This is a genomic window from Azospirillum sp. TSH58 (genome assembly GCF_003119115.1).
Taxonomy (GTDB): Bacteria; Pseudomonadota; Alphaproteobacteria; order Azospirillales; family Azospirillaceae; genus Azospirillum.
The window spans coordinates 33,400-54,521 of sequence record NZ_CP022369.1 but is presented as its reverse complement, the minus strand read 5'-3'; the positions used below and the strand labels follow the sequence as shown (position 1 = coordinate 54,521).

Genomic DNA, 21,122 nt, shown 5'->3' with positions numbered 1-21,122 from the left:
TAATACTGAACTTAGGTGTTGTTATCGCTGCGGCGACCGTTCCGACGCCGCTTCCCGTCTTTCCCTTTTCCAGCAGGAGACCCGGCATGAAGGATTCGGATGATTTCCAATGGATGCTGATCGCGTCGCTCAGCCCGTCCTGCGCCTTGCCCCTGCCCTTGCCCCAGTCGCCGGACCCTTCGGACGGCGCGCCGGGCCGGACGCGCGGGGACGACCGGACGCGTGTGGGTGAGCCGCCGCTCAGCCATCGGCTGGCCCTGGGGGCCGGCGTCGTCCTGGCCGTCCTGCCGGTGCTCGTGGCCGCGCTGGCCTGATCCGCCCCACGCCCGGCCTCGGCCGCACCCCAACTCCCGGACGGACGGATGCCATGACCGATCCCACCCTTCCCAACCTGTCCCGCCTGCGCGGCTTCGTCGGCGACCTCACCCGTCTGGTGGAGCGGCTGGGCGACGACGAGGCCGCCATCCTGGACGCGGGACGCAGCCTCCTGGCCGCTCTGGTCGCTGTGGACGACTGGCTGCCCGACGCCTGTGCGCAACCCGATCCGGTCCATTACCGGCAGTATCTGCTGCATTGCGATCCCCATGAGCGCTTCTCGGTCGTCAGCTTCGTCTGGGGACCGGGGCAGCGCACGCCGATCCACGACCACACCGTCTGGGGCCTCGTCGGCGTGCTGCGCGGAGAGGAGCATTCCCAACGCTACGAATTGCGGGATGGCCCGCCCATTCCCACGGCCGCCGACCGGCTGCCGGCCGGATCGGTGGAGGCGGTGTCGCCGCGCATCGGCGACGTTCACGCCATTTCCAACGCGCTGACCGACCGGCCGTCGATCAGCATCCACGTCTATGGCGGCAACATCGGCGCCATCCGGCGCTCGGTCTTCGATCCGCTGACCGGCGAGCGCAAGCCTTTCATCTCCGGCTACGCCAACAGCGCCCTGCCCAACCTGTGGGACCGCTCGAAGCCCGTTCCCGCGGGCCTGTGAGGGGGCCACCTGCCGGGGGCCGTTACGCGGCGCGCCCCTATCGGGCGGAGGCCCGCCGCGCCAGCGCCAATCCTCCCCACGTTCCGAACAGGACGAAAGCGCCGAACACCCAGCCGGACAAGGCGGCGGCCATGGTGCCCGACAGCAGCGTGCCGACGGTGCAGCCCAATCCGGTCATGGCTCCCCAGCCGAGAAGCAGCCCTCCGCCCAGTCCGCGCGCGGCGTCCTTCAGCGTCGGCCGGCGCGGCGCAAACTGTCCGCTGGCGAAGGATGCGGCGAAGGCGCCGGCGACCAGCCCGATGACCAGAAGGCCATTCGGCGTCATCCATGTGTCGCCGGGCACGGTGGCGCAGCCGGCGAATCCGTCCAGCCCCTCGAGCCTCCGAGGCACCACGCCGGCGTCGGTGCCGAGGGCGCGGGCCCCCGATCCGATGGCCGAGGTCACGCCCAACGGTGTCAACCGCAGCACCACCAGGAATCCGATGGCTCCGACCCCCAGTCCGCCGACCCAATAGGGCCAGCGGCCGGTGAACCAGGAGCGCACGATCTCGGACAGCGACGGCTCGGCTCCGCTGCGGGACAGGGCGGATGGAGCCCGCCGGGTCCACAGCAGGGCGGCCAGGCCGGCGAGCACGGCCAGTTGCAGCGCCAGCGAGCCGCCGTAGCCGAGATGGTGCGGCAGCCAGACCACCGGCGCCGCGCTGACGGCCTGGAGATACAGCGTGTTCCAGGTGGTGAAGCCGAGGACGAAGCCGCCGGCCGTGCCGACGAGCGCGAAGGGCACCACCGGGGACCCTTCGGCCAGCCGGTAGAGATGCGCGCTGACGCAGGACCCCGACAGCGCCATCCCGAGTCCGAAGACCAGCCCGCCCAGCGCCAGCACCCAGCTCACCGGCCCGATATGGGCGTCGGGCGGCAGGCGCGGCGGCACCGGGTTCGGCAGCCAGGAGCCGAAGACGATGTGGTAGCCGATGGTGCCGACCGCGAGCGCCAGCAGTATGGCCAGAAGCCCGCGCGGGTCCCGCCGGTCCACGAAATCGCGCGTGTGGCAGAGGAAGCAGAAGCGGGACCGCTGCAGCACCACCCCCAGCGCGCCGCCAAGGATCAGAGCGAAGGCAAGGGCCGAGCCGCCCGCGGGCTGCGCCGCGAGCGCGTGCGCCGTGGCGATCAGCGCGCCGGCGATCACGATGGGAAACAGCCCCCGCACCGCGACGGCGGTCGCCGGGGAGCGGGGGGAAGGCCGGTCCCCGGCCCTCCCCGGAACGGATGCCGTCACTTGGCCGCCCACACCGTGCCAGCCGGGTTGCTGACCGGCACTCCGACCGCGTTGCCATATTCGGTCCATGACCCGTCGTAGTTCTTGACGGTGTAGCCAAGCAGTTTGCTCAGCGCGAACCAGGTGTGGCTCGACCGCTCGCCGATGCGGCAGTAGGTGATGACCGGCTTGGAACCGTCGATGCCGACCGACGCGTAGAGGGCCTTCAGCTCCTCGACGGGCTTGAAGGTGCCGTCGGCTTCGTTGACCGCGCGGCCCCAGGGCACGTTCACCGCGCCGGGAACGTGGCCGGCCCGGATCGACAGCTCCTGGATGCCCTGCGGGGCGAAGATCTTCCCCTGGTATTCGTCGGCCGACCGGATATCGACCAGCTTGGCGTCGGACTTGTTCTCGGCCACCGCCACCACGTCGCTCAGACGGGCGCGCAGGCCGCTGTTCACCGTGGACACGGTGTAGTTGGTCGGCTTGACGTCGACCGGCTTGTTGGAGAGCGTGCGGTTTTCCGCTTCCCACTTCTTGCGGCCGCCATCCAGCAGTTTGACGTTCTGCACGCCGTAGATGTCGAACACCCACGCGCCCCACGCGGCGAACCAGTTGTTGGTGTCGCCGTAGAGGATCACCGTGCTGTCCTTGTCCACCCCCGCCTTGGAGAGCAGCGCCTGGAACTGTTCCTTGCCGACAATGTCCCGTCGAACCGTGTCGTTGAGATCGGTGTGCCAGGAGAAGTTCACGGCGCCGGGGATGTGCCCGCGCTCATAGACGCCGGGGTTCACGCTGACCTCGATCACCCGAACCTTGGGATCGTTCAGATTCGTCTCCAGCCAATCGGTGGTGACGAGCGGGCCGGACGGCGCCGCGGCCATGGCGGAGGACAGCGTGGCGGTGAGCGTCATGGCGCCAAAGGCGGCGGTGAGAAGGCGCTTCGTGTTCATGGCGTCCTCGTTCGTCGGGGTGTGAAGGAAAACCGGATTCCGCACGCGGGTGCGGAGAAAGCATAAACACACTCATATCTCGTAATTAAGATGTATAAAGTCTATCGATTTAAAAGGAATTAGGCAACGGCTGTGTCCCGCCCTGCCGGCGGCCTGTCACGCCGTCCGGCCTTCGTGCCATGCCGGCGCGTGGACGGGATCACGCGGGCTTGCGGGTCGGCCCGCTTCGGCGGGACGCCATCGGCGCTTCAGCGGGTGGGATTGTGCGGGCGATGGCCCAGGCGGACGGAGGGTTCGATCCTTGGGCGCCGCGCCCACCACTCGCGGTCGTGCGCTTGACCGCCGTCAAGGATAGTCGCACCAAATCAGTCAACTTTCTCCGGCATGGCGCACGGCCAACGCTGCTCAAGGCCCCTCCGTTTCACGAAGGTCTGACCCGGGGGCCTGACCCAGGAGAAACGAACGCATGACGGAACGCTTCACCAAAGCGGCCGCCCGAAACATCTTTTACGGCGGATCGCTCTTCTTCTTCGCCGCCTTCGTCTCGCTGACGGCGGCAAGCCACATCTACGTCGTCAACACCGGCACCGACAGCAAAGGGCTGACCGATGGCGTCGCCCGCGGCAAGCATGTGTGGGAGAAGAATTCCTGCATCAACTGCCACACGCTGCTGGGCGAGGGCGCCTATTTCGCGCCGGAGCTGGGCAATGTCTGGATCCGCTACGGCGGCGACAAGGACCCGGAGGGGGCGCGCGCCGCCCTGGCCGGCTGGATGGCCGCCCAGCCGAGCGGCATCGAGGGCCGCCGCCAGATGCCGCAGTTCCACCTGACGGAGCAGGAGGTCAACGACCTCGCCGACTTCCTGGCCTGGACCAGCCGCATCAACACCCAGAACTGGCCGCCCAAGATTTCCGGCTGACGAAGGACGAAAGGCCATGAAATACCAATCGCAAAAGGTCGCGCTGCCCTACTTCTACGGCGCGCTGGCCCTGTTCGGCGTTCAGCTCCTGGTCGGCCTGCTGGCCGGCACGGTCTATGTGCTGCCCAACGTCCTGTCGGAACTGCTTCCCTTCAACATCCTGCGGATGATCCACACCAACGCGCTGATCGTGTGGCTGCTGATGGGCTTCTTCGGTGCTGCCTACTATCTGATCCCGGAAGAGGCGGAGCGGGAACTGCACTGTCCGAAGCTGGCCTACATCCAGTTCGGCCTGTTCATGTTCGGCGCGCTGGCCGCCGTCGTCGGCTACGTCTTCCGCATCCACGAGGGGCGGGAGTTCCTGGAACAGCCGCTGTGGATCAAGATCGCCATCGTCGTCGTGGCGCTGATGTTCCTCTACAACATCTCCATGACGGTGCTGAAGGGCCGGCGCACGGTCATCACCAACATCCTGGTGATGGGGCTGTGGGGCATCGCGCTGTTCTTCCTGTTCTCCTTCTACAACCCGACCAACCTCGCGCTGGACAAGATGTACTGGTGGTACGTCGTCCATCTCTGGGTCGAGGGCGTGTGGGAGCTGGTGATGGCCTCCATCCTCGCCTTCCTGATGATCAAGATGACCGGCGTCGACCGCGAGATCGTCGAGAAGTGGCTCTACGCCATCGTCGGCCTCGCCCTCTTCTCCGGCCTGCTGGGCACCGGGCACCATTACTACTGGATCGGCACGCCGGGCTACTGGCAGTGGATCGGCTCGCTGTTCTCGACGCTGGAGGTCGCCCCCTTCTTCTTCATGGTCGTCTTCGCGGTGAAGATGGTGCTGAAGGGCGGGCGCGATCACCCGAACAAGGCCGCCCTGCTGTGGTCGGTCGGCTGCGCGGTGACGGCCTTTTTCGGGGCGGGCGTCTGGGGCTTCCTGCACACGCTGTCCTGGGTCAACTACTACACCCACGGCACGCAGGTGACGGCGGCGCACGGGCATCTCGCCTTCTTCGGCGCCTACGTGATGATCAACCTCGCCATCTTCAGCTACGCCATGCCGCATCTGCGCGGCGTCGCGCCCTACCACCAGACCCTCAACAAGGCCAGCTTCTGGCTGATGACCGGGGGCATGGCGGTGATGACCTTCGCCCTGACCTTCGCCGGGGTCGTGCAGGTCCACCTGCAGCGCGTGATGGGCATGGACTACATGACCGTCCAGGCGGAGATCGCCCCCTTCTACTGGGTGCGTCTGGCCGCCGGTGCCGCGGTGTTCATCGGCGCCGTCCTCTACCTCTACGCCCTGCTGGGGCCGGTGCCCGCGGCCCGGAAGACCACCGGGATCGGTGCCGCCGTCCAGCCCGCCGAGTGACCGGGGCCTTTCCCCTCCTCCGCGCGCCGGGGGAGGGGGCCTTCCTTTCTGGCCTTCCGTTTCCGAGGAGACAGCCATGACCCGCAGCGCCCTGAAGGCCGTCGCGGACGACCTCGACATCCCCTACTACAAGGCGGTCGGCGACGAGTGCGAGCTGTTCGAGCACGCCTTCCGCCACCGCCTGCCCCTGCTGCTGAAGGGGCCGACGGGCTGCGGCAAGACGCGCTTCGTCTCGCACATGGCGGCCCGGCTCGGCCGCCCCCTCCACACCGTGTCCTGCCATGACGACCTGACCGCCGCCGACCTGACCGGGCGTTATCTGTTGAAGGGCGGCGACACGGTGTGGTCGGACGGTCCGCTGACCCGCGCCGTGCGCGAGGGGGCCGTCTGCTACCTCGACGAGGTGGTGGAGGCGCGCAAGGACGTCACCGTCGTGCTTCATCCGCTGACCGATGACCGCCGCCTGCTGCCGCTCGACCGCACCGGCGAACTGCTGGAGGCGCCGGACGACTTCATGCTGGTGGTCTCCTACAACCCCGGCTACCAGAACGTCCTGAAGACCCTGAAGCCCAGCACGCGCCAGCGTTTCCTCGCCATCGAGTTCGACTTCCCGGCGCCGGAGGACGAGGCCGCCATCGTCGTCCGCGAGAGCGGCCTGCCGGAGGCGCGCGTCGCCCCGCTGGTCCGGCTGGCCGGCGCGCTGCGCGCCCTGAAGGGTCAGGATCTGGAGGAAGGCGTCTCCACCCGCCTGCTCGTCTACTGCGCCACGCTGATCCGCTCCGGCGTCAAGCCCGAGCGGGCCATCCGCACCGCGCTGATCGAACCGCTGACCGACGACGCCGACGTGCGGCAGGCGCTGCTGCGCGTCGCCGACATCGCCCTGGGATAAGAGACGCCGGGATAAGGGAAACGGACATGCTGTCGCTGCTTGAGCCCGAGGAGTTCATCGGCCGCCACTGGCACCGCCTGGTCGGCGGCCGGTCGAGCCTGCCGCACCATCCGGACGCCGCGGTGACGCTGGAGGCGATCCGGCCCCGGCTGGCGGTGTTCTTCCGCGGGTTGGGCGGCGACCGCGGCGTGCGGCTGGCCGCCGCGGGACGGGCATCCTCCGGCCACCGGCTGTCGGTGCTGGAGCGCATCGGCCTCGGCACCGAACGGCTGGAGCGGCCGGCTCTGGACGGCGACGTGCTGCAGTTGCCCGCCATGCTCGACGTGTTTCCCGACGCGGCGCTGAACGAGCGGCTCTACGAATGGCTGGCCGCGTACTTCGCGCACGCGGAGGCCGATGGCGAGGCCGCCGCCGATCCGCTGCGGGCCGACCCGCTGCGGTCCGATGTGCGGGCGCTGCGGCAGGCCCACGCGACCACCGCGCGGGTCCTCGCGCGCTGGCCGGGTTTGGCCCGCCTGCATGGGGAACTGGGCGCGGCGCTGCTCGCCCTGCGCCCCAAGCGCTCCCTGCCGAAGGACGAGGCGATGGTGGAAGCCGCCGTGCTGGCTCTGCTGGGTGCCGGCGACGGCGGCGCGGTGCTGGACGGGACGATTCCGTTGGACCGCTTCACCGCTCCGGCCGGCTACAAGCCTTTCCTGCCGGTGCCGCTGTGGGGCGAGGTTTCGGGGCCCGCGCCGTCCGGCGCCGCACCCGCTTCCGATGCGGCGGAGGACGGAGACGCAGCCCCTTCCGCCGAGAGCGATGGCCAGCGCCGCAAGGCGACGCGGCGCGACAGCGATCAGGTGCAGCGCGAGGACCCGCTGATCCTGAACCGCTTCGAGAAGATTTTCGGCTTGGCGGAGATGATGAACATCCCCCGCCCGGTCGATGACGACGACGAGGACGCGGCCCGTCAGGCCGCCGACGACATGGAGGAGATCGCGCTGGCCCAGCATCAGCGCAAGCCTTCGACCCGGCTGAAGCTCGACCTCGATCTGGCGCCCGCCGCCGTGGAGGCGGCGCCGCTGACCGCGGTTCTGACCTATCCGGAATGGGACCATCGCCGCCGCGCCTACCACCCCGCCCATTGCCGCGTCATCGCCGAACCGGCGCCGGAGGACGGCGAGGACTGGACGCCCGACGCGGCGGCGCAACGCCGCATCCGGCAGGTGCGCCGCCAGTTCGAGGCGCTGCGCCCGAAGCGCATGGTCTTCACCGGCCAGCCGGACGGCGACGACCTCGACCTCACCGCGCTGGTGCGCCGCTGCGCCGACCAGCGCGCGGGCGGGGCGGGCAGCGACCGCGTCTACCAGGCGGCGCGCAACGCGGCGCGCGATCTGGCGGTGGCGGTGCTGGTCGACACCTCGCTGTCCACCGACGGCTGGGTGGACGGGCACCGCGTTCTGGATGTCGAGAAGGAGGCCCTGCTGGCGCTGTCCAACGGGCTGAACGCCTGCGGCGACCCGCACGCCATCTTCGCCTTCACCTCGAAGAAGCGCGACTGGGTGCGGGTGCAGACGGTCAAGGCGTTCGACGAGCCCTTGAGCGCACGGGTGCAGCGCCGCGTGCAGGCGCTGAAGCCCGGCCATTACACCCGCATGGGGGCGGCGCTGCGCCACACCGCGGCGCGTCTGGCCGAACGTCCCAACCGCCACCGCCTGTTGATTTTGCTGTCGGATGGCAAGCCCAACGACGTCGACCATTACGAGGGGCGCTACGGCATCGAGGACACCCGCGTCGCGATCCAGGAGGCCCGCCGCCAGGGCATCGCCCTGTTCGGCATCACCGTGGACGCCGAGGCCCGCGACTATTTCCCCTATCTGTTCGGCCGGGGCGGCTACGTGATCTTCCCGCAGGTCACGCATCTGACCAAGGCGCTGCCGGCGCTGTACCGGCAGGTGGTGGGGTAGCCCCCGGGACGATCCCCTTGAAATCCCCTCTCCCCAGAGGGGAGAGGGCTGTAATGGTTTTCGGATAAGCCTTCAGTTCGCTGCCTCGATCCGCTCCGCCAGCAGCGCGAGGTGTCCGACCACGGCCTCCTGGAGGCGCAGGGATTCGGTCAGGACCAACTCGTCGGTCGCCTGGGCCGCCACGTCGCCGAAGGCCTCGGCGAGCCGTTCGGAGGCGGCGACCGCCGCGCGCAGGCCGGTGCGCGCGGTGTCGGGAGCAGCGGCCTGCGATGCCGTCGCGCCGGAGCCGGGCGGGATCAGCGCCCGCTCCTCGTCGGCGATGCGGGTCAGCAGAGCGGCACCGTCCCGGTCGCCCAGGTCCCGCAGGCGCGCCGCCAGCGCGCCGTGCTCGGCGGCGGTGGCGGACAGCAGGGCGACGGCCAGCCGTTCCAGCTCCGCCGGCGTGTCGGCGCGGGTCGGCTTGTGGTCCGCCCGGCCCCGTTCGCGGCGGAAGGCCTTGCGGCGCTCGCGGCGGAGCAGCGCGGCGTGGCGGAGTTCCTCGCGGGCCAGCGCCTCGGCGTGGGTGCGGACCGGCTCGTCCGGGGCGTCGGCGGCGATGTAGCTGTAGAAGGCGAAGGCGCGCTGCTCGTTGACCACCGCCAGCGACAGCGCCTGATAGGGCGTCAGCCGCGTGCGCTCGGTCAGTTCCTCCCAGGAGGCGGCAAGCTCCGGCGGCAGGCGCCAGAGGAAGGCCGGCGCGTCGGGGGCGGGGCGGCCGAGGCTGTGCGCCCAGCCGTCCACCGCCTGCACATGATCCTGCTCCTCCGCGATCAGGGCGCGGAAGGTGGTGGCGGTGTCGGTCTCGCCGCGCCGGTCCATCAGGGCCGCCAACTGGGTGTAGCGGCGCACCGCCTCCTGTTCCAGCGCCAGCGCGATGCCCAGAAGCTCGTCCAGCGAGCGGACCCCACCCTGTGGTTCGTGACGCAGCAACGGCATGGAAACCCCCGGTCGCGAGTGAACTTCGCCTAAAATGCAATCGATATTCCCGCCCGATCAGCAATCGTACGGAGCCTGGGGATGAGGATAGTCCAGCTTCATTTTTCCGCGACTTGACGACGGTCAAGAACAGCGAGCCGAAGCTGCGGTCTCATGGGCGCGTCAACGGGGCTTGCGGCCCCTTGATCAAGATCAAGACTTCAAGGCAAGGGCGATGGTTGTGGACTTCTTGCGGGGAACACGCGCGCTGGTGGTGGGGCTGCTGATCCTGCTGGCCGGCCTCGGCACGGCGGACGCGGCCGAAGCGCTGCTGGCGCGGTATCTCGGCACGGTGCAGCCGGGCGAACTCGCCGCCGGGGCGGACCGCTTCGGCGCCCCGCTGCCGAACGCGCCGCTGGTTCCCGTCTACAAGGGCGACGCGCTGGTCGGCCACGCCTTCCTGACCTCCGACTTCGTGAACACGACCGGCTATTCGGGCCGCCCGATCCATGTGCTGGTCGGGCTGGCGCCGGACGGCACGGTGACCGGGGCGAAGCTGGTGGACCATCACGAGCCCATCGTCCTGATCGGCATCCCGCCCGCCAAGGTCAACGCCTTCATCGACGGCTACGTCGGCAAGAACGTGCTGACCCTGGCCTCGCAGAGCGCGTCCAGCCCGCCCGTGGACATCGTGTCCGGCGCCACCGTGACGGTGATGGTGATCGGCGATTCGATCATCCGCTCCGGCAAGAAGGCGTTGCAGGCTCTGGGCGCGCCGGGGGCGGCGGAGGCCGCACCGACCGTGACCCGCAGCCTCGACCTGTCCAAGACCGGAGTGGAGGATTGGTCCACGCTGGTCGGCGACGGTTCCGTGCGCCGCCTGACGCTGACGGTGGGCGAGGTCAACGCCGCCTTCGAGCGCACCGGCAAGGCCGAAGCCGCCGCCCGTCCCGAAGCCGGCGATCCGAACGACAGCTTCATCGACCTCTACGCCGCACTCGCCACCATTCCCACCGTCGGCCGCTCCCTGCTGGGCGACGCGGAGTACGAGGCGCTGGTGCAGCGGCTGAAGCCGGGCCAGCACGCCATCGTCGTGGCCGGGCAGGGGCGCTATTCCTTCAAGGGCTCGGGCTATGTGCGCGGCGGCATCTTCGACCGTTTCGAGCTGGTCCAGCACGAGGGCGCCATCCGCTTCCGCGACCGTCTGCACAAGCGCCTGGGCTCCCTGGCCGCGGCGGGCGTGCCGGATTTCCCCGAGATCGGCCTGTTCGTCATCCCCGAGGAGGTCGGCTTCAACCCCGCCGATCCGTGGCGCCTGCAGCTTCTGGTGCAGCGCGCGACCGCCGCGCTCGACAAGGCCTTCGTCACCTTCGACCTCGGCTACCAGCCGCCGGGGAAGTTCCTGAAGGCCGAGCCGGTGGCCGCTCCCGCAGCCGCAGCGCCGGTCTCCGTGGCTCCGATGACCGCCCTGGCGGAACCGGACACGGCCGACGAGGTCCCGCTGTGGCGTCGCATCTGGGAAAACCGCCTGTTCGACATCGCCGTGCTGGCGAGCGCGATCCTGCTGCTGACCGGAATCTTCTTCTTCCAGGACCAGCTCGTGAAGCGCCCGGCCCTCTACGAGCGGGTGCGCACCGGGTTCCTGGTCTTCACGCTGGTCTGGCTCGGCTGGTACGCGACGGCGCAGCTGTCGGTGGTCAACGTGCTGACCTTCGCCAACGCGCTGCGCACCGACTTCCGCTGGGACTATTTCCTGATGGACCCGCTGGTGTTCATCCTGTGGTTCTCGGTCGCCGCGTCGCTGCTGTTCTGGGGCCGGGGCGCCTTCTGCGGCTGGCTGTGCCCGTTCGGCGCGTTGCAGGAGCTGGCCTCCAAGGCCGCCAAGAAGCTCGGCGTGCGTCAGATCGCCGTTCCCTTCGGGCTGCACCAGCGGCTGTGGCCGATCAAGTACATGATCTTCCTGCTGCTGTTCGGCCTGTCGCTGACCTCGCTGGCGACGGCGGAAAAGGCGGCGGAGGTCGAGCCCTTCAAGACCGCGATCATCCTGCATTTCGTCCGCGACTGGTGGTTCGTCCTGTTCGCCGTGGCCCTGATCGCCGCCGGCCTGTTCATCGAGCGCTTCTTCTGCCGCTACCTGTGTCCGCTGGGTGCTGCGCTCGCCATCCCCGGCCGGATGCGGATGTTCGACTGGCTGCGCCGCTACAAGGAATGCGGCAACCCGTGCCGGCGCTGCGCCAACGAGTGCCCGGTCCAGGCGATCCACCCCGACGGCTCGATCAACCCCAACGAATGCATCCAGTGCCTCCACTGCCAGGTGCTCTACCACCACGACCGCAAATGCCCGGTCATGATCCAGAAGCGCCTGAAGCGGGAGCGCCGCGACGCTTCCCAATCCACCAGCACCGCCACGGAGCCTAAGCCCCGCGCCGCCGTGCTGACCACCGATCCCACCACCGGGCATTTGTCCGCCCGGCCGGAAGGACTTTGACCCACCAGGTCGAAACAAGAGCCCCGCAAGGGGACATCGAAGGAGTTCACCCATGTCGGAAACAAAAGCGTCGAACATCAAGGTTGAGCGGACGGGCGTGAACCGCCGCGATCTTCTCGGTGGCACCGCCAAGGCGGCGGCGCTGGCTGGGATCGCCGGCGCGGTGGCCGGCGGCACGGCGGGCGGTGCGCTGTTCGGCGCCGGACCGGCCGAGGCCGCGGGTGCGAGCAACCAGAAGTACGAGGTCAAGCCGGGCGATCTCGACGAATACTACGTCTTCCATTCCGGCGGCCAGTCGGGCGAACTGCGCATCCTCGGCCTGCCCAGCATGCGCGAGCTGCACCGCATCCCGGTGTTCAACCGCTGCAGCGCCTCCGGCTGGGGCCTGACCAACGAGAGCCGCAAGATCCTGACCGAGGGTCTGACCGAGGAGAACCGGAAGTATCTGGCCAACCACGGCGGCACCTGGCTGAACGGCGACCTGCACCACCCGCACATGTCCTTCACCGATGGCACCTACGACGGGCGCTACATCTTCGTGAACGACAAGGCGAACACCCGTGTCGCCCGCATCCGCTGCGACATCATGAAGGTCGATAAGATCATCGACATCCCGAACGTCTCGGCGATCCACGGCCTGCGCCTGCAGAAGTACCCGCGCACCGGCTATGTCTTCGCGAACGCCGAGCAGCTCGTGCCGATGCCGAACGACGGCAAGAACCTCGACCCGAAGAACTACCGCACGCACTTCTCGGCCATCGACGGCGACAGCATGAAGGTGTCGTGGCAGGTCCGGGTGGACGGCAACCTCGACAACACCGAGGCGGATTACCAGGGCAAATACGCCTTCTCGACCTGCTACAACTCCGAAGGCGGCGTGACCACCGCGGAGATGACAGCGAACGAGCAGGACTGGATCGTCATCTTCAACATCAAGCGCATCGAAGAGGCGGTGAAGGCCGGCAAGGTCGAGGTGATGCACGGCGTCCCGGTCGTGGACGGCCGCCACGGCTCGCCCTTCACCCGCTACGTTCCGATCCCCAACAGCCCGCACGGCATCAACGCTGCGCCGGACGGCATCCACGTCACCATCAACGGCAAGCTGTCGCCGACGGTCTCGGTGATGGACGTCCGCCTGCTCGACGACCTGTTCGACGACAAGATCAAGCCGCGGGACGTCATCGTGGCAGAGCCGCAGCTGGGCCTCGGGCCTCTGCACACCGCCTATGACGGGCGCGGCAACGGCTACACCACGCTGTTCCTCGACAGCCAGATCGTGAAGTGGAACATCGACAAGGCCAAGCGCGCCTACAAGGGCGAGAAGGTCGACCCGATCATCCAGAAGCTGGACGTGCACTACCAGCCGGGCCACACCCACTCCTCCATGGGCCAGACCAAGGACGCCGACGGCAAGTGGCTGATGGTGCTGAACAAGTTCTCCAAGGACCGCTTCCTCAACGTCGGTCCGAGCAAGCCGGAGAACGACCAGCTCATCGACATCTCGGGCGACGAGATGAAGCTGGTGCACGACGGCCCGACCTACGCCGAGCCGCACGACACGCTGATCGTCCACCGCTCCAAGCTGAACCCGAAGAGCGTCTTCACCCGCGACGACCCGATGTGGGAGGAGGCCCGTCAGCAGGCCAAGAAGGACGGTGTCAACCTGGACGACGACGCCAAGGTGATCCGCGAGGGCAACAAGGTCCGCGTCTACATGTGGCAGCGCGCTCCGGCCTACGGGCTTGAGGAGTTCACGGTCAAGCAGGGTGACGAGGTGACGCTCTACATCTCCAACATGGACGATGTGGACGATCTGACCCATGGCTTCACCCTGTCGAACCACGGCATCGCCATGGAGATCGGGCCGCAGCAGACCAGCTCGGTCACCTTCATCGCCGAGCGTCCGGGCGTGCACTGGTACTATTGCCAGTGGTTCTGCCACGCCCTGCACATGGAGATGGGCGGCCGCATGATCGTCGAGCCGCGCGCCACCTGAGGCACCGTTTGCCCCCTCCCTGACCCTCCCCCGCTTTCGCAGGGGAGGGGCTCAGTTCCCTCCCCTGCGAAGCGGGAGGGTGGGGCAACAGCCCTGGACCAGGATGTATCAGATGCCCCACCACTCCCCACTCCCCCTCCTCGCCACGGCGCTCGCCTTCGCCGCCGGGACGGCCTGCGCCGCCACGGTGACGGTGGCGCCGGGCGGGCTGGGCGGCGCGCTCGCCGCGGCGGCGCCCGGCGACACGCTCGTCCTCGCCCCCGGCACGCACCCCGGCCCCGTCGTGGTCCGGACGCCGGTCACGCTGCTCGGCGAGCCGGGCGCCGTCATCGACGGGGGAGGGGAGGGGAACGCCGTGACGGTCTTCGCTCCCGACGTGACTGTGCGGAACGTCGAGGTCCGCAATTCCGGCATCAGCCTGTTCGAACAGAACACCGGCATCTTCCTGGGCAAGGAGGCGCACCGCGGCGTCATCGAGGGCAACCGGCTGCGCGACAACCTGATCGGGATCTATGTCTGGGGCGCCCACGACGTGATGGTCAGCCGCAACGACGTGGCCGGGCGCACGGACCTGCGGGTGTCCGAACGCGGCAACGGAATCCAGCTGTGGAACGCGCCGGGCACGCAGGTGGTGGACAACAGCGTCCAGGACGGGCGCGACGGCATCTTCACCACGACGTCGAAGAAGAACCTGTTCGCCCGCAACCGGTTCGAACGGGTGCGCTTCGCCGTCCACTACATGTACACCAACGACTCCGAGGTGTCGGACAACCTGTCGGTCGGCAATCATGTCGGCTACGCGATCATGTACTCGAACAACCTCGTGATCCGGAACAACCGCTCGCAGGGCGACCGGGAGCACGGGATGCTGCTGAACTACGCCAACAGCGCGCTCATCGAGAGCAACGTGATCGACGGTGCTCTGTCGCCCGAACAGGCGGCGCCGGTGGAGGTGGCCGCCGACAAGGACATGCCGGTGGCGACCGACGGCCCGACGGAGGGCCACAGGACCGGCACCTGGAAATGCGTCTTCATCTACAACGCCAACAAGAACCGCTTCACCGGCAACCGGTTCGAGGGCTGCGAGATCGGCGTGCACTTCACCGCCGGGTCGGAGCGCAACACGCTGACCGGCAACGCCTTCATCAACAACCGCACCCAGGTCAAGTATGTCGGGACCCGTCACCTCGACTGGTCGGAGAAGGGCCGCGGCAACTACTGGTCCGACAACGCGGCCTTCGACCTGAACGGTGACGGCATCGCCGACGAGGCCTACCGCCCCAACGACGTCGTCGACCGCGTGATGTGGGCCTATCCGGCGGCGAAGCTGCTGATGAACAGCCCCGGCGTGCAGGTGATCCGCTGGGCGCAGAAGCAGTTCCCGGCGCTGCACCCCGGCGGCGTGATCGACAGCGCCCCGCTGATGAGCCCGCCGCCGTCTCCGGCGCTGCCCCAAACGGCGGAAAGGAACGCCCAATGACCGACACACCGACCATCCGTGTGGAGGGAGTCTCCAAGCGCTACGGCGACGCCTTCGCCGTGCGCGAGGTGGATCTGGACCTCGCCCCCGGCGAATGCGTGGCCATGGTCGGCCACAACGGCGCCGGCAAAAGCTCGCTGATCAAGCTGATGCTCGGGCTGACCACGCCGACCGCCGGCAGCGTCCGCGTGCTGGGCGGCGACCCGGCGAGTGCCGCCGCCTCGCACATCCGCCGGCAGGTCGGCTTCCTGCCGGAAAGCGTCGCCTTCCACCCCAGCATGACCGGGCGCGAGACGCTGGACTTCTACGCCCGGCTGAAGCGGGTGCCGCGCGACGGCAACGACGCGCTGTTCGATCGCGTGGGGCTGGAGCCCGCCGCCGTGAAGCGCCGCGTCGGCACTTATTCGAAGGGCATGCGGCAGCGGCTGGCGCTCGCCCAGGCGCTGCTCGGCGGGCCGAAGGTGCTGTTCCTGGACGAGCCGACGACCGGCCTCGACCCGGCGCTGCGCCAGAGCTTCTACGAGATCGTGCGCGACCTGCGCGACGCCGGCACCACCGTCCTGCTGTGCAGCCACGCCCTGACCGAGCTGGAGGGGCAGGCCGACCGCGTGGTGGTGATGAACCGCGGGCGCAAGGTCGCCGACGGCTCGCTCGCCACGTTGCGCGGGCTGGCGCAGCTGCCGGTGCGCATCCGCCTGACCCTGCCGTCCGGGGAGGTCGTGGAGACGGCCTGCGCCAACGACGACAAGGTGGCGACGCTCCGCCAGATCGCCTGCGAAGGCCCGGAGATCGCCGACATCGAGGTTCTCCAGCCCAGCCTGGACGAGATGTACGCCCACTTCCTGCGCCGGGAGGCTGCGGAATGAACACGCTTCTGACGATCGCCGCCAAGGAGGTGCGCGACGGCCTGCGCAACCGCTGGGTCGTCGCCACCACGCTGCTGATGGCGGCGCTGGCCCTGACGCTGAGCTTCCTGGGAGCGGCCCCGACCGGCACGGTCGGCGTCGGCCGGGTGGAGGTGACCATCGTCAGCCTGTCCAGCCTGACCATTTTCCTGCTGCCTCTGATCGCGCTGCTGCTGTCCTTCGACGCGGTGGTGGGCGAGATCGACCGCGGCACCATGACTCTGCTGCTGTCCTACCCGGTGGCGCGCTGGCAGGTGCTGATCGGCAAGTTCCTGGGCCACGCCGCGATCATCGCCTTCGCCACCGTGCTGGGCTACGGCGCCGCCGGGGTGGCGCTGGCGATGAGCGGGACCGAGATCGGGCCGGAGAGCTGGCGCGCCTTCGCCGCGATGATCGGGTCGAGCGTCCTGCTGGGCGCCGCCTTCACGGCCATGGGCTACCTTGCCTCCACGCTGGTCCGCGACCGCGGCACGGCGGCGGGCATCGCCGTGGCGATCTGGCTGGTGCTGGTCCTGCTCTACGACATGGCGCTGCTGGGGCTGCTGGTGGCCGACGGCGGCAAGACGGTGAACGCCGGCCTGCTGAACGGGCTGCTGCTCGCCAACCCGGCGGACGCCTTCCGCCTCTTCAACCTGACCGGCTTCAAGAGCGTCAGCCAGTTCGCCGGCACCGCCGGGCTGGCCGCGCAGGTGCAGGTGTCGGCTTCCGTCCTGCTGGCCGTGCTGGCCGGCTGGGTCGCCGCACCGCTGGCGCTGGCCGCCGTCCTCTTTTCCAGAAGGCAGATCTGATGAACACCTCCCTGAGAGCCACGCTGCTGGCGGCCTGCCTGCTGCTGCCGCTGTCCGCCTGCCAGCAGCAGAAGGCGGAGACCGCCCCGCCGCCGCCCGTCGCCATCACCGCCGACGCGATCGGCCATTACTGCGGCATGAACCTCGCCGACCATCCCGGCCCGAAGGGGCAGATCCTGGTCGGCGGGCGGGACCGCCCGGTCTGGCTGTCCTCCGTCCGCGACACCTTCGCCTTCACCATGCTGCCGGAGGAGGCGAAGGACGTCCGCGCCATCTACGTCACCGATGTCGGCAAGGCCGCCGACCCGCGCAAGCCCGACCTGACGGTCTGGATCGAGGCGCGCAAGGCCTGGTACGTGGTGGGCAGCCGCGAACGCGGCGGCATGGGCGAGGCCGAGCCCTTCCCCTTCGGCGACGAGGTCGCCGCCCGCCGCTTCGCCGCCGACAACGGCGGCACGGTCAAGCGCTTCACCGAGGTGACCGAGGACGAGATCCTCCACCCCACGCTTCCCTCGGAACAGACCGCCGCCGACGAGCCGGCGGAGCAGGGCGGCAATCATGGCGGCAACCATGGTGGCGGTCACGGCGCCGGGCATGGAGGCACGCCATGACCACCCGCCGCCGCTTTCTCGGCATCGCCGCGGTGGCCGCCGGACTGGCGCTGCTGCCGGGCGGTCTCCGGGCGGCGGGCGTGCCGGTGCGGACGTGGCGGGGCGTCGCGCTGGGCGCGGATTCCATGATCCAGCTGGCCCACCCGGACCCCGTCGAGGCCGACCGGCTGATCGCCCTGTGCCTGGAGGAGGTCGCGCGGCTGGAACGGGTCTTCAGCCTCTATCGGACGGATTCCGCGCTGGCCCGCCTGAACCGCGACGGCGTGCTGGACGCGCCGCCGGCCGATCTCGTCCGGTTGCTGTCCGAGGCCACGGCCTTCAGCCGCCGCACCGACGGTGCCTTCGACCCGACCGTGCAGCCGCTGTGGCAGCTCTACGCCGGTCACTTCGCCCGTCCCGGCGCCGATCCCGCCGGTCCGCCGTCCGCCGCCGTCCGCGCCGCCAGGGAGCTGGTCGATCACCGCAAGCTCCGCGTCGAGCCGGGCCGCGTCGCCTTCGCCGGGCGCGGCATGGCGGTGACGCTGAACGGCATCGCCCAGGGCTACGTCACCGACCGCGTGTCCGAACGGCTGCGGGCGGAGGGCATGACCGACGTGCTGGTCGATCTGGGCGAAATCCGCGCGCTCGGCCATCATCCCTCGGGCCGCCCCTGGTCGGTCGGCCTCGCCGACCCGCTCGTGGATGGCCGCAACTCCGACACGCTGGAGATCGCGGACCGGGCGGTGGCGACGTCGGGCGGCTACGGCACGCCCTTCGATCCCGCCGGGCGCTTCACCCACCTGTTCGACCCGGCGACGGGCGGCTGCGCGCGGGAGTGGCTGGCGGTCACGGTGCTCGCCCCCGACGCCACCACCGCCGACGCCCTGTCCACCGCCCTGTCGGTCGCGCCGGAAGCGCGGGCCGCCGTCCTTCTCGACCGCTTTCCGGGCACCGCCGCCCGGCTCACCCGCCGCGACGGCAGCGTCCTCGCGCTGCGCGCCTGACCGTTCTTCACCCAGGAGACCATCGTCATGGGAAGTTTCAGCCTGATGCATTGGGCCATCGTCCTGCTGCTCGTCCTGCTGCTGTTCGGGGCGGGCAAGCTGCCCAAGGTCATGGGCGACCTCGCCAAGGGCGTGAAGTCCTTCAAGGCCGGCCTGAAGGACGATGACTCAGACTCCGGCCCCGTCCTGGTCGAGGCGTCGCGCAAGCCCGCCTCCGAAGCCTGACCGCGACACCAGAGCCGGGACGATGAGACAAGGCGCCCTGACGCTGATGCGCGGCCTCCCGCTGTTGGAGGGCGTCGCCAACGAGACCCTGGAGGCGCTGACCTACGGCGCGCTTCTCCAGTGGTTCCCGCGCGAGACGCGGCTGTTCGCGGAAGGCGAGATCCCCGATTTCCTTCACATCCTCGTCGAGGGCACGGCGATGCTGGCCGGCTGCGACGAGGTGGGGCAGGAGACGGTGATCGACATCGTGCGCCCCGGCGATTGCTTCGTCCCGGCGGCGGTGCTGGCCGACGCGCCCTATCTGATGTCGGCGCGAACGCTGGAGCCGTCGCGGATTCTGATGCTGGCGGCTCCCGTCCTGCGCGCGCAGGTCGCCCGTGACCATGCGCTGGCGCTACGGGTGATGAGCACGCTGGTCGGGCAGTGCCGCGGGCTGGTGCGCGAGGTCAAGAATCTGAAGCTGCGCACGACGACCCAGCGGCTCGCCGCCTTCATCCTGTCGCAGGTCGATCCGTCGCCTCGGGACGAGGCGGAGGATGGTGCGACGGTCGAACTGACGGTCAGCAAGCGCGTGTTGGCCAGCCGCCTCGGCATGACGCCGGAGCAGTTGTCGCGCACCTTCACCAAGCTGTCCCCGCACCAGCTTCACGTCACCGGCAACACCGTCCGGGTGCGGTCGGTCGAGCAGCTGCGGCGGCATTGCAACGTCGGTCCACTGAACGGCCATCACCCGTGACCGGGAACGGACGGAACAGGGCCTGACGGTGCCGTTCCGTCCGTTCTTTCTGCTGACCGCGCTGGACGCGCTGCTGGCGGTGGGCCTGTGGGTGCCGGCCCTGCTGGGGTGGGACGTGTCCGGCGTGATCGCCGACCCGACGGGGTGGCACGGGCGGGCGCTGCTGTTCGGCACGCTGCCGGCGATGATGGCGGGATTCCTGCGCACCGCCCTGCCGCGCTGGACCGGGCGCCCCCTGGTCGGCGCGCGCCTCTGGCCATTCCTCGTGCCCCTCTGGCTGTCGGGACGGGCGCTGTCGCCCTGGGTGGCCGCCGCGCACGCGCCGTTCCTCGCCGCGCTTGCCCTTCTCGTGACCGCACAGATCGCCGCCGCGCGGGACCGGCGCAACGCCGTCGTCGCGGCCCTGGTCGGAGCGCTGGCCGGGGCCGCCCTGTGCGACGCCGTCCCGTCCGCCTTGGCGCTGTCGCTCGGGCTGGTCATGGTGCTGGGCGGGCGCATCGCGCCGAGCCTGACCGCCACCCATCTGGGCCTGTCCGGCAAAGCGGCGCTGTTCACCGAGCGCCCCTGGTTCGAACGCGCCGCCGCCTTGGCCGCGGCCTGCGCCCTGGCCGGTTGGTTGAGCGAACCGGGTTCGGGAACGACGGCCGCCGCAAGCCTCCTCGCCGCGCTGATGCAGACGGTCCGGCTGCTGCAATGGCGGGGCTGGCGGACGCTCGACCGGCCATCGGTCCTCGCCGTGCACGCCGCCTACGCCGGCGTCCCGCTGGGTTTTGCCGCCGTGGCGGCGGCGCCCGGCATGGCGGTCCATCTCTGGACGGTCGGGGCGCTCGGGCTGATGGGATTCGCGGTGATGTCGAGCATGATCCGCAAGCACGCCGGGAACGCCTTCGCGCGGTCGGCGGTGGTGACGGGCTGCTACGCGCTGATCGGTCTCGCCGTTGCCGTGAGGGCGGTTGCCGCGGTGGCGGGGGAGGATGGTTCGCGGTGGCTGCTGGCTGCGGCCGGCGCCTGGAGCGCGGCGGCGGTCCTGTTCCTGGCCGCTTTCGGCCGCCTTCTCCTCCGTGGCCGCCCCTGAGCGGAAAAAAGCCCACCGGCTTTGCGCCGATGGGCTTGAAGGGGGCAGAAAAACGGGAGGTTACAACGTCCAGCGGGGACGCAATCGGTGAACGATTGTGCGGTTATCCTGGCGGCTGGTTGCCCTCCCATCCTTGACGGCGGTCAAGCCGCCAAGGAAACGCGACGATGTCGTCAGCTGTTCTTTTTCAGATAGGCGATCAGGTCCTTGCGGGCCTGCTCGTTCTTCACGCCGGCGAAGGCCATCTTGTTGCCGGGGACGGCGCTCTTGGGGTCCGCCAGATAGGCGTCGAGCGTCGCCTCGTCCCAGGCCGCGGCGTTCTTCATGGCGTCGGAGTACTTGTAGGCTTCGACGGAGCCGGCCTTGCGGCCGACGACGCCGTGCAGGTTGGGGCCGACGCGGTTCGGGCCGCCGGCCTCGATGGTGTGGCAGGCCTTGCACTGGTTGAACACCTTCTCACCGGCGGCGGCGTCCTGCGCGGCGGCAAGGCCGGGGGACGACGCGGCCAGCGCGAAGGCGAGCAGGGCAAACATGCGCTTCATAGGGGTTTCCTCGTTCAACG

Annotated in this window: 20 protein-coding genes; 16 read left to right on the top strand and 4 right to left on the bottom strand. The window is 69.5% G+C overall.

The features are described 5' to 3' along the window. Nucleotides 1-86 precede the first annotated feature (86 nt). Both TSH58p_RS30570 and TSH58p_RS30565 read left to right on the top strand, forming a co-directional pair. Nucleotides 87-314: a hypothetical protein gene (locus TSH58p_RS30570; protein ID WP_109067917.1), complete on the top strand. Its 228-nt coding sequence runs from the start codon at nucleotides 87-89 to the stop codon at nucleotides 312-314. 53 nt (nucleotides 315-367) lie between these two features. After that, complete coding sequence (locus tag TSH58p_RS30565; protein ID WP_109067916.1) at nucleotides 368-985, top strand: cysteine dioxygenase; 618 nt, start codon at nucleotides 368-370, stop codon at nucleotides 983-985. Nucleotides 986-1,022: 37 nt separating this feature from the next. Here the strand turns inward: TSH58p_RS30565 and TSH58p_RS30560 are convergent, their stop codons facing one another. Together TSH58p_RS30560 and TSH58p_RS30555 are read right to left on the bottom strand one after the other, a co-directional pair. Beyond that, nucleotides 1,023-2,261: a YeeE/YedE thiosulfate transporter family protein gene (locus TSH58p_RS30560; RefSeq protein ID WP_247873808.1), complete on the bottom strand. Its 1,239-nt coding sequence runs from the start codon at nucleotides 2,259-2,261 to the stop codon at nucleotides 1,023-1,025. Beyond that, entirely contained in the window at nucleotides 2,258-3,154 is an 897-nt protein-coding gene (locus TSH58p_RS30555; RefSeq protein WP_247895579.1) for a sulfurtransferase, read from the bottom strand. The genes TSH58p_RS30560 and TSH58p_RS30555 overlap by 4 nt, the downstream gene beginning before the upstream one ends. Before the next feature lie 505 nt (nucleotides 3,155-3,659). Here TSH58p_RS30555 and TSH58p_RS30550 point away from each other — a divergent pair. From TSH58p_RS30550 to TSH58p_RS30535, 4 genes are all read left to right on the top strand, one after another. After that, nucleotides 3,660-4,112, top strand: a complete 453-nt coding sequence (locus TSH58p_RS30550) for a cytochrome c (protein ID WP_109067913.1) — start codon at nucleotides 3,660-3,662, stop codon at nucleotides 4,110-4,112. Nucleotides 4,113-4,128: 16 nt separating this feature from the next. Continuing rightward, nucleotides 4,129-5,481 (top strand): cbb3-type cytochrome c oxidase subunit I, encoded by a 1,353-nt coding sequence (locus TSH58p_RS30545; protein WP_109067912.1) that lies wholly within the window; start codon nucleotides 4,129-4,131, stop codon nucleotides 5,479-5,481. Nucleotides 5,482-5,557: 76 nt separating this feature from the next. Then, complete coding sequence (locus TSH58p_RS30540; RefSeq protein ID WP_109067911.1) at nucleotides 5,558-6,370, top strand: CbbQ/NirQ/NorQ/GpvN family protein; 813 nt, start codon at nucleotides 5,558-5,560, stop codon at nucleotides 6,368-6,370. 26 nt (nucleotides 6,371-6,396) lie between these two features. Further along, nucleotides 6,397-8,319 (top strand): nitric oxide reductase activation protein NorD, encoded by a 1,923-nt coding sequence (locus TSH58p_RS30535; RefSeq protein ID WP_109067910.1) that lies wholly within the window; start codon nucleotides 6,397-6,399, stop codon nucleotides 8,317-8,319. Nucleotides 8,320-8,391: 72 nt separating this feature from the next. Here TSH58p_RS30535 and TSH58p_RS30530 read toward each other — a convergent pair whose 3' ends face one another. Then, nucleotides 8,392-9,294 (bottom strand): ferritin family protein, encoded by a 903-nt coding sequence (locus tag TSH58p_RS30530; RefSeq protein WP_109067909.1) that lies wholly within the window; start codon nucleotides 9,292-9,294, stop codon nucleotides 8,392-8,394. A gap of 214 nt (nucleotides 9,295-9,508) precedes the next feature. On the opposite strand from TSH58p_RS30530, the gene TSH58p_RS30525 reads away from it, so the two are divergent. The 10 genes from TSH58p_RS30525 (at nucleotide 9,509) to TSH58p_RS30480 (ending at nucleotide 20,560) form a co-directional block, all read left to right on the top strand. After that, the gene (locus TSH58p_RS30525) at nucleotides 9,509-11,761 is read left to right on the top strand and encodes a NosR/NirI family protein (RefSeq protein ID WP_109067908.1); all 2,253 of its coding nucleotides are present in this window, start codon (nucleotides 9,509-9,511) and stop codon (nucleotides 11,759-11,761) included. Nucleotides 11,762-11,813: 52 nt separating this feature from the next. After that, the gene (nosZ, locus tag TSH58p_RS30520; protein WP_109067907.1) at nucleotides 11,814-13,757 is read left to right on the top strand and encodes a TAT-dependent nitrous-oxide reductase; all 1,944 of its coding nucleotides are present in this window, start codon (nucleotides 11,814-11,816) and stop codon (nucleotides 13,755-13,757) included. A gap of 112 nt (nucleotides 13,758-13,869) precedes the next feature. Further along, nucleotides 13,870-15,237 carry a nitrous oxide reductase family maturation protein NosD gene (locus tag TSH58p_RS30515; protein WP_109067968.1) on the top strand — a complete coding sequence of 456 codons (1,368 nt, stop codon included), beginning with the start codon at nucleotides 13,870-13,872 and terminating at the stop codon, nucleotides 15,235-15,237. Beyond that, on the top strand, nucleotides 15,234-16,103 hold the full coding sequence (locus TSH58p_RS30510) for an ABC transporter ATP-binding protein (protein ID WP_109067906.1): 870 nt from the start codon (nucleotides 15,234-15,236) through the stop codon (nucleotides 16,101-16,103). The genes TSH58p_RS30515 and TSH58p_RS30510 overlap by 4 nt, the downstream gene beginning before the upstream one ends. Then, entirely contained in the window at nucleotides 16,100-16,930 is an 831-nt protein-coding gene (locus tag TSH58p_RS30505) for an ABC transporter permease (RefSeq protein WP_040137444.1), read from the top strand. Before TSH58p_RS30510 ends, TSH58p_RS30505 begins: the two co-directional genes overlap by 4 nt. Then, complete coding sequence (locus tag TSH58p_RS30500) at nucleotides 16,930-17,541, top strand: nitrous oxide reductase accessory protein NosL (protein WP_109067905.1); 612 nt, start codon at nucleotides 16,930-16,932, stop codon at nucleotides 17,539-17,541. Before TSH58p_RS30505 ends, TSH58p_RS30500 begins: the two co-directional genes overlap by 1 nt. Further along, complete coding sequence (locus tag TSH58p_RS30495) at nucleotides 17,538-18,524, top strand: FAD:protein FMN transferase (RefSeq protein WP_109067904.1); 987 nt, start codon at nucleotides 17,538-17,540, stop codon at nucleotides 18,522-18,524. Before TSH58p_RS30500 ends, TSH58p_RS30495 begins: the two co-directional genes overlap by 4 nt. A 27-nt stretch (nucleotides 18,525-18,551) precedes the next feature. Then, the gene (locus TSH58p_RS30490; protein WP_109067903.1) at nucleotides 18,552-18,749 is read left to right on the top strand and encodes a twin-arginine translocase TatA/TatE family subunit; all 198 of its coding nucleotides are present in this window, start codon (nucleotides 18,552-18,554) and stop codon (nucleotides 18,747-18,749) included. A 22-nt stretch (nucleotides 18,750-18,771) separates the two neighbouring features. Further along, nucleotides 18,772-19,485, top strand: coding sequence for a cyclic nucleotide-binding domain-containing protein (locus tag TSH58p_RS30485; protein WP_109067902.1), 714 nt, complete (start codon nucleotides 18,772-18,774; stop codon nucleotides 19,483-19,485). 28 nt (nucleotides 19,486-19,513) lie between these two features. Then, nucleotides 19,514-20,560, top strand: coding sequence for an NnrS family protein (locus tag TSH58p_RS30480; protein WP_109067901.1), 1,047 nt, complete (start codon nucleotides 19,514-19,516; stop codon nucleotides 20,558-20,560). Nucleotides 20,561-20,733: 173 nt separating this feature from the next. On the opposite strand, the gene TSH58p_RS30475 is transcribed toward TSH58p_RS30480, so the two are convergent. Next, nucleotides 20,734-21,102, bottom strand: a complete 369-nt coding sequence (locus TSH58p_RS30475) for a cytochrome c family protein (protein ID WP_199230007.1) — start codon at nucleotides 21,100-21,102, stop codon at nucleotides 20,734-20,736. Between the last annotated feature and the right edge of the window lie 20 nt (nucleotides 21,103-21,122).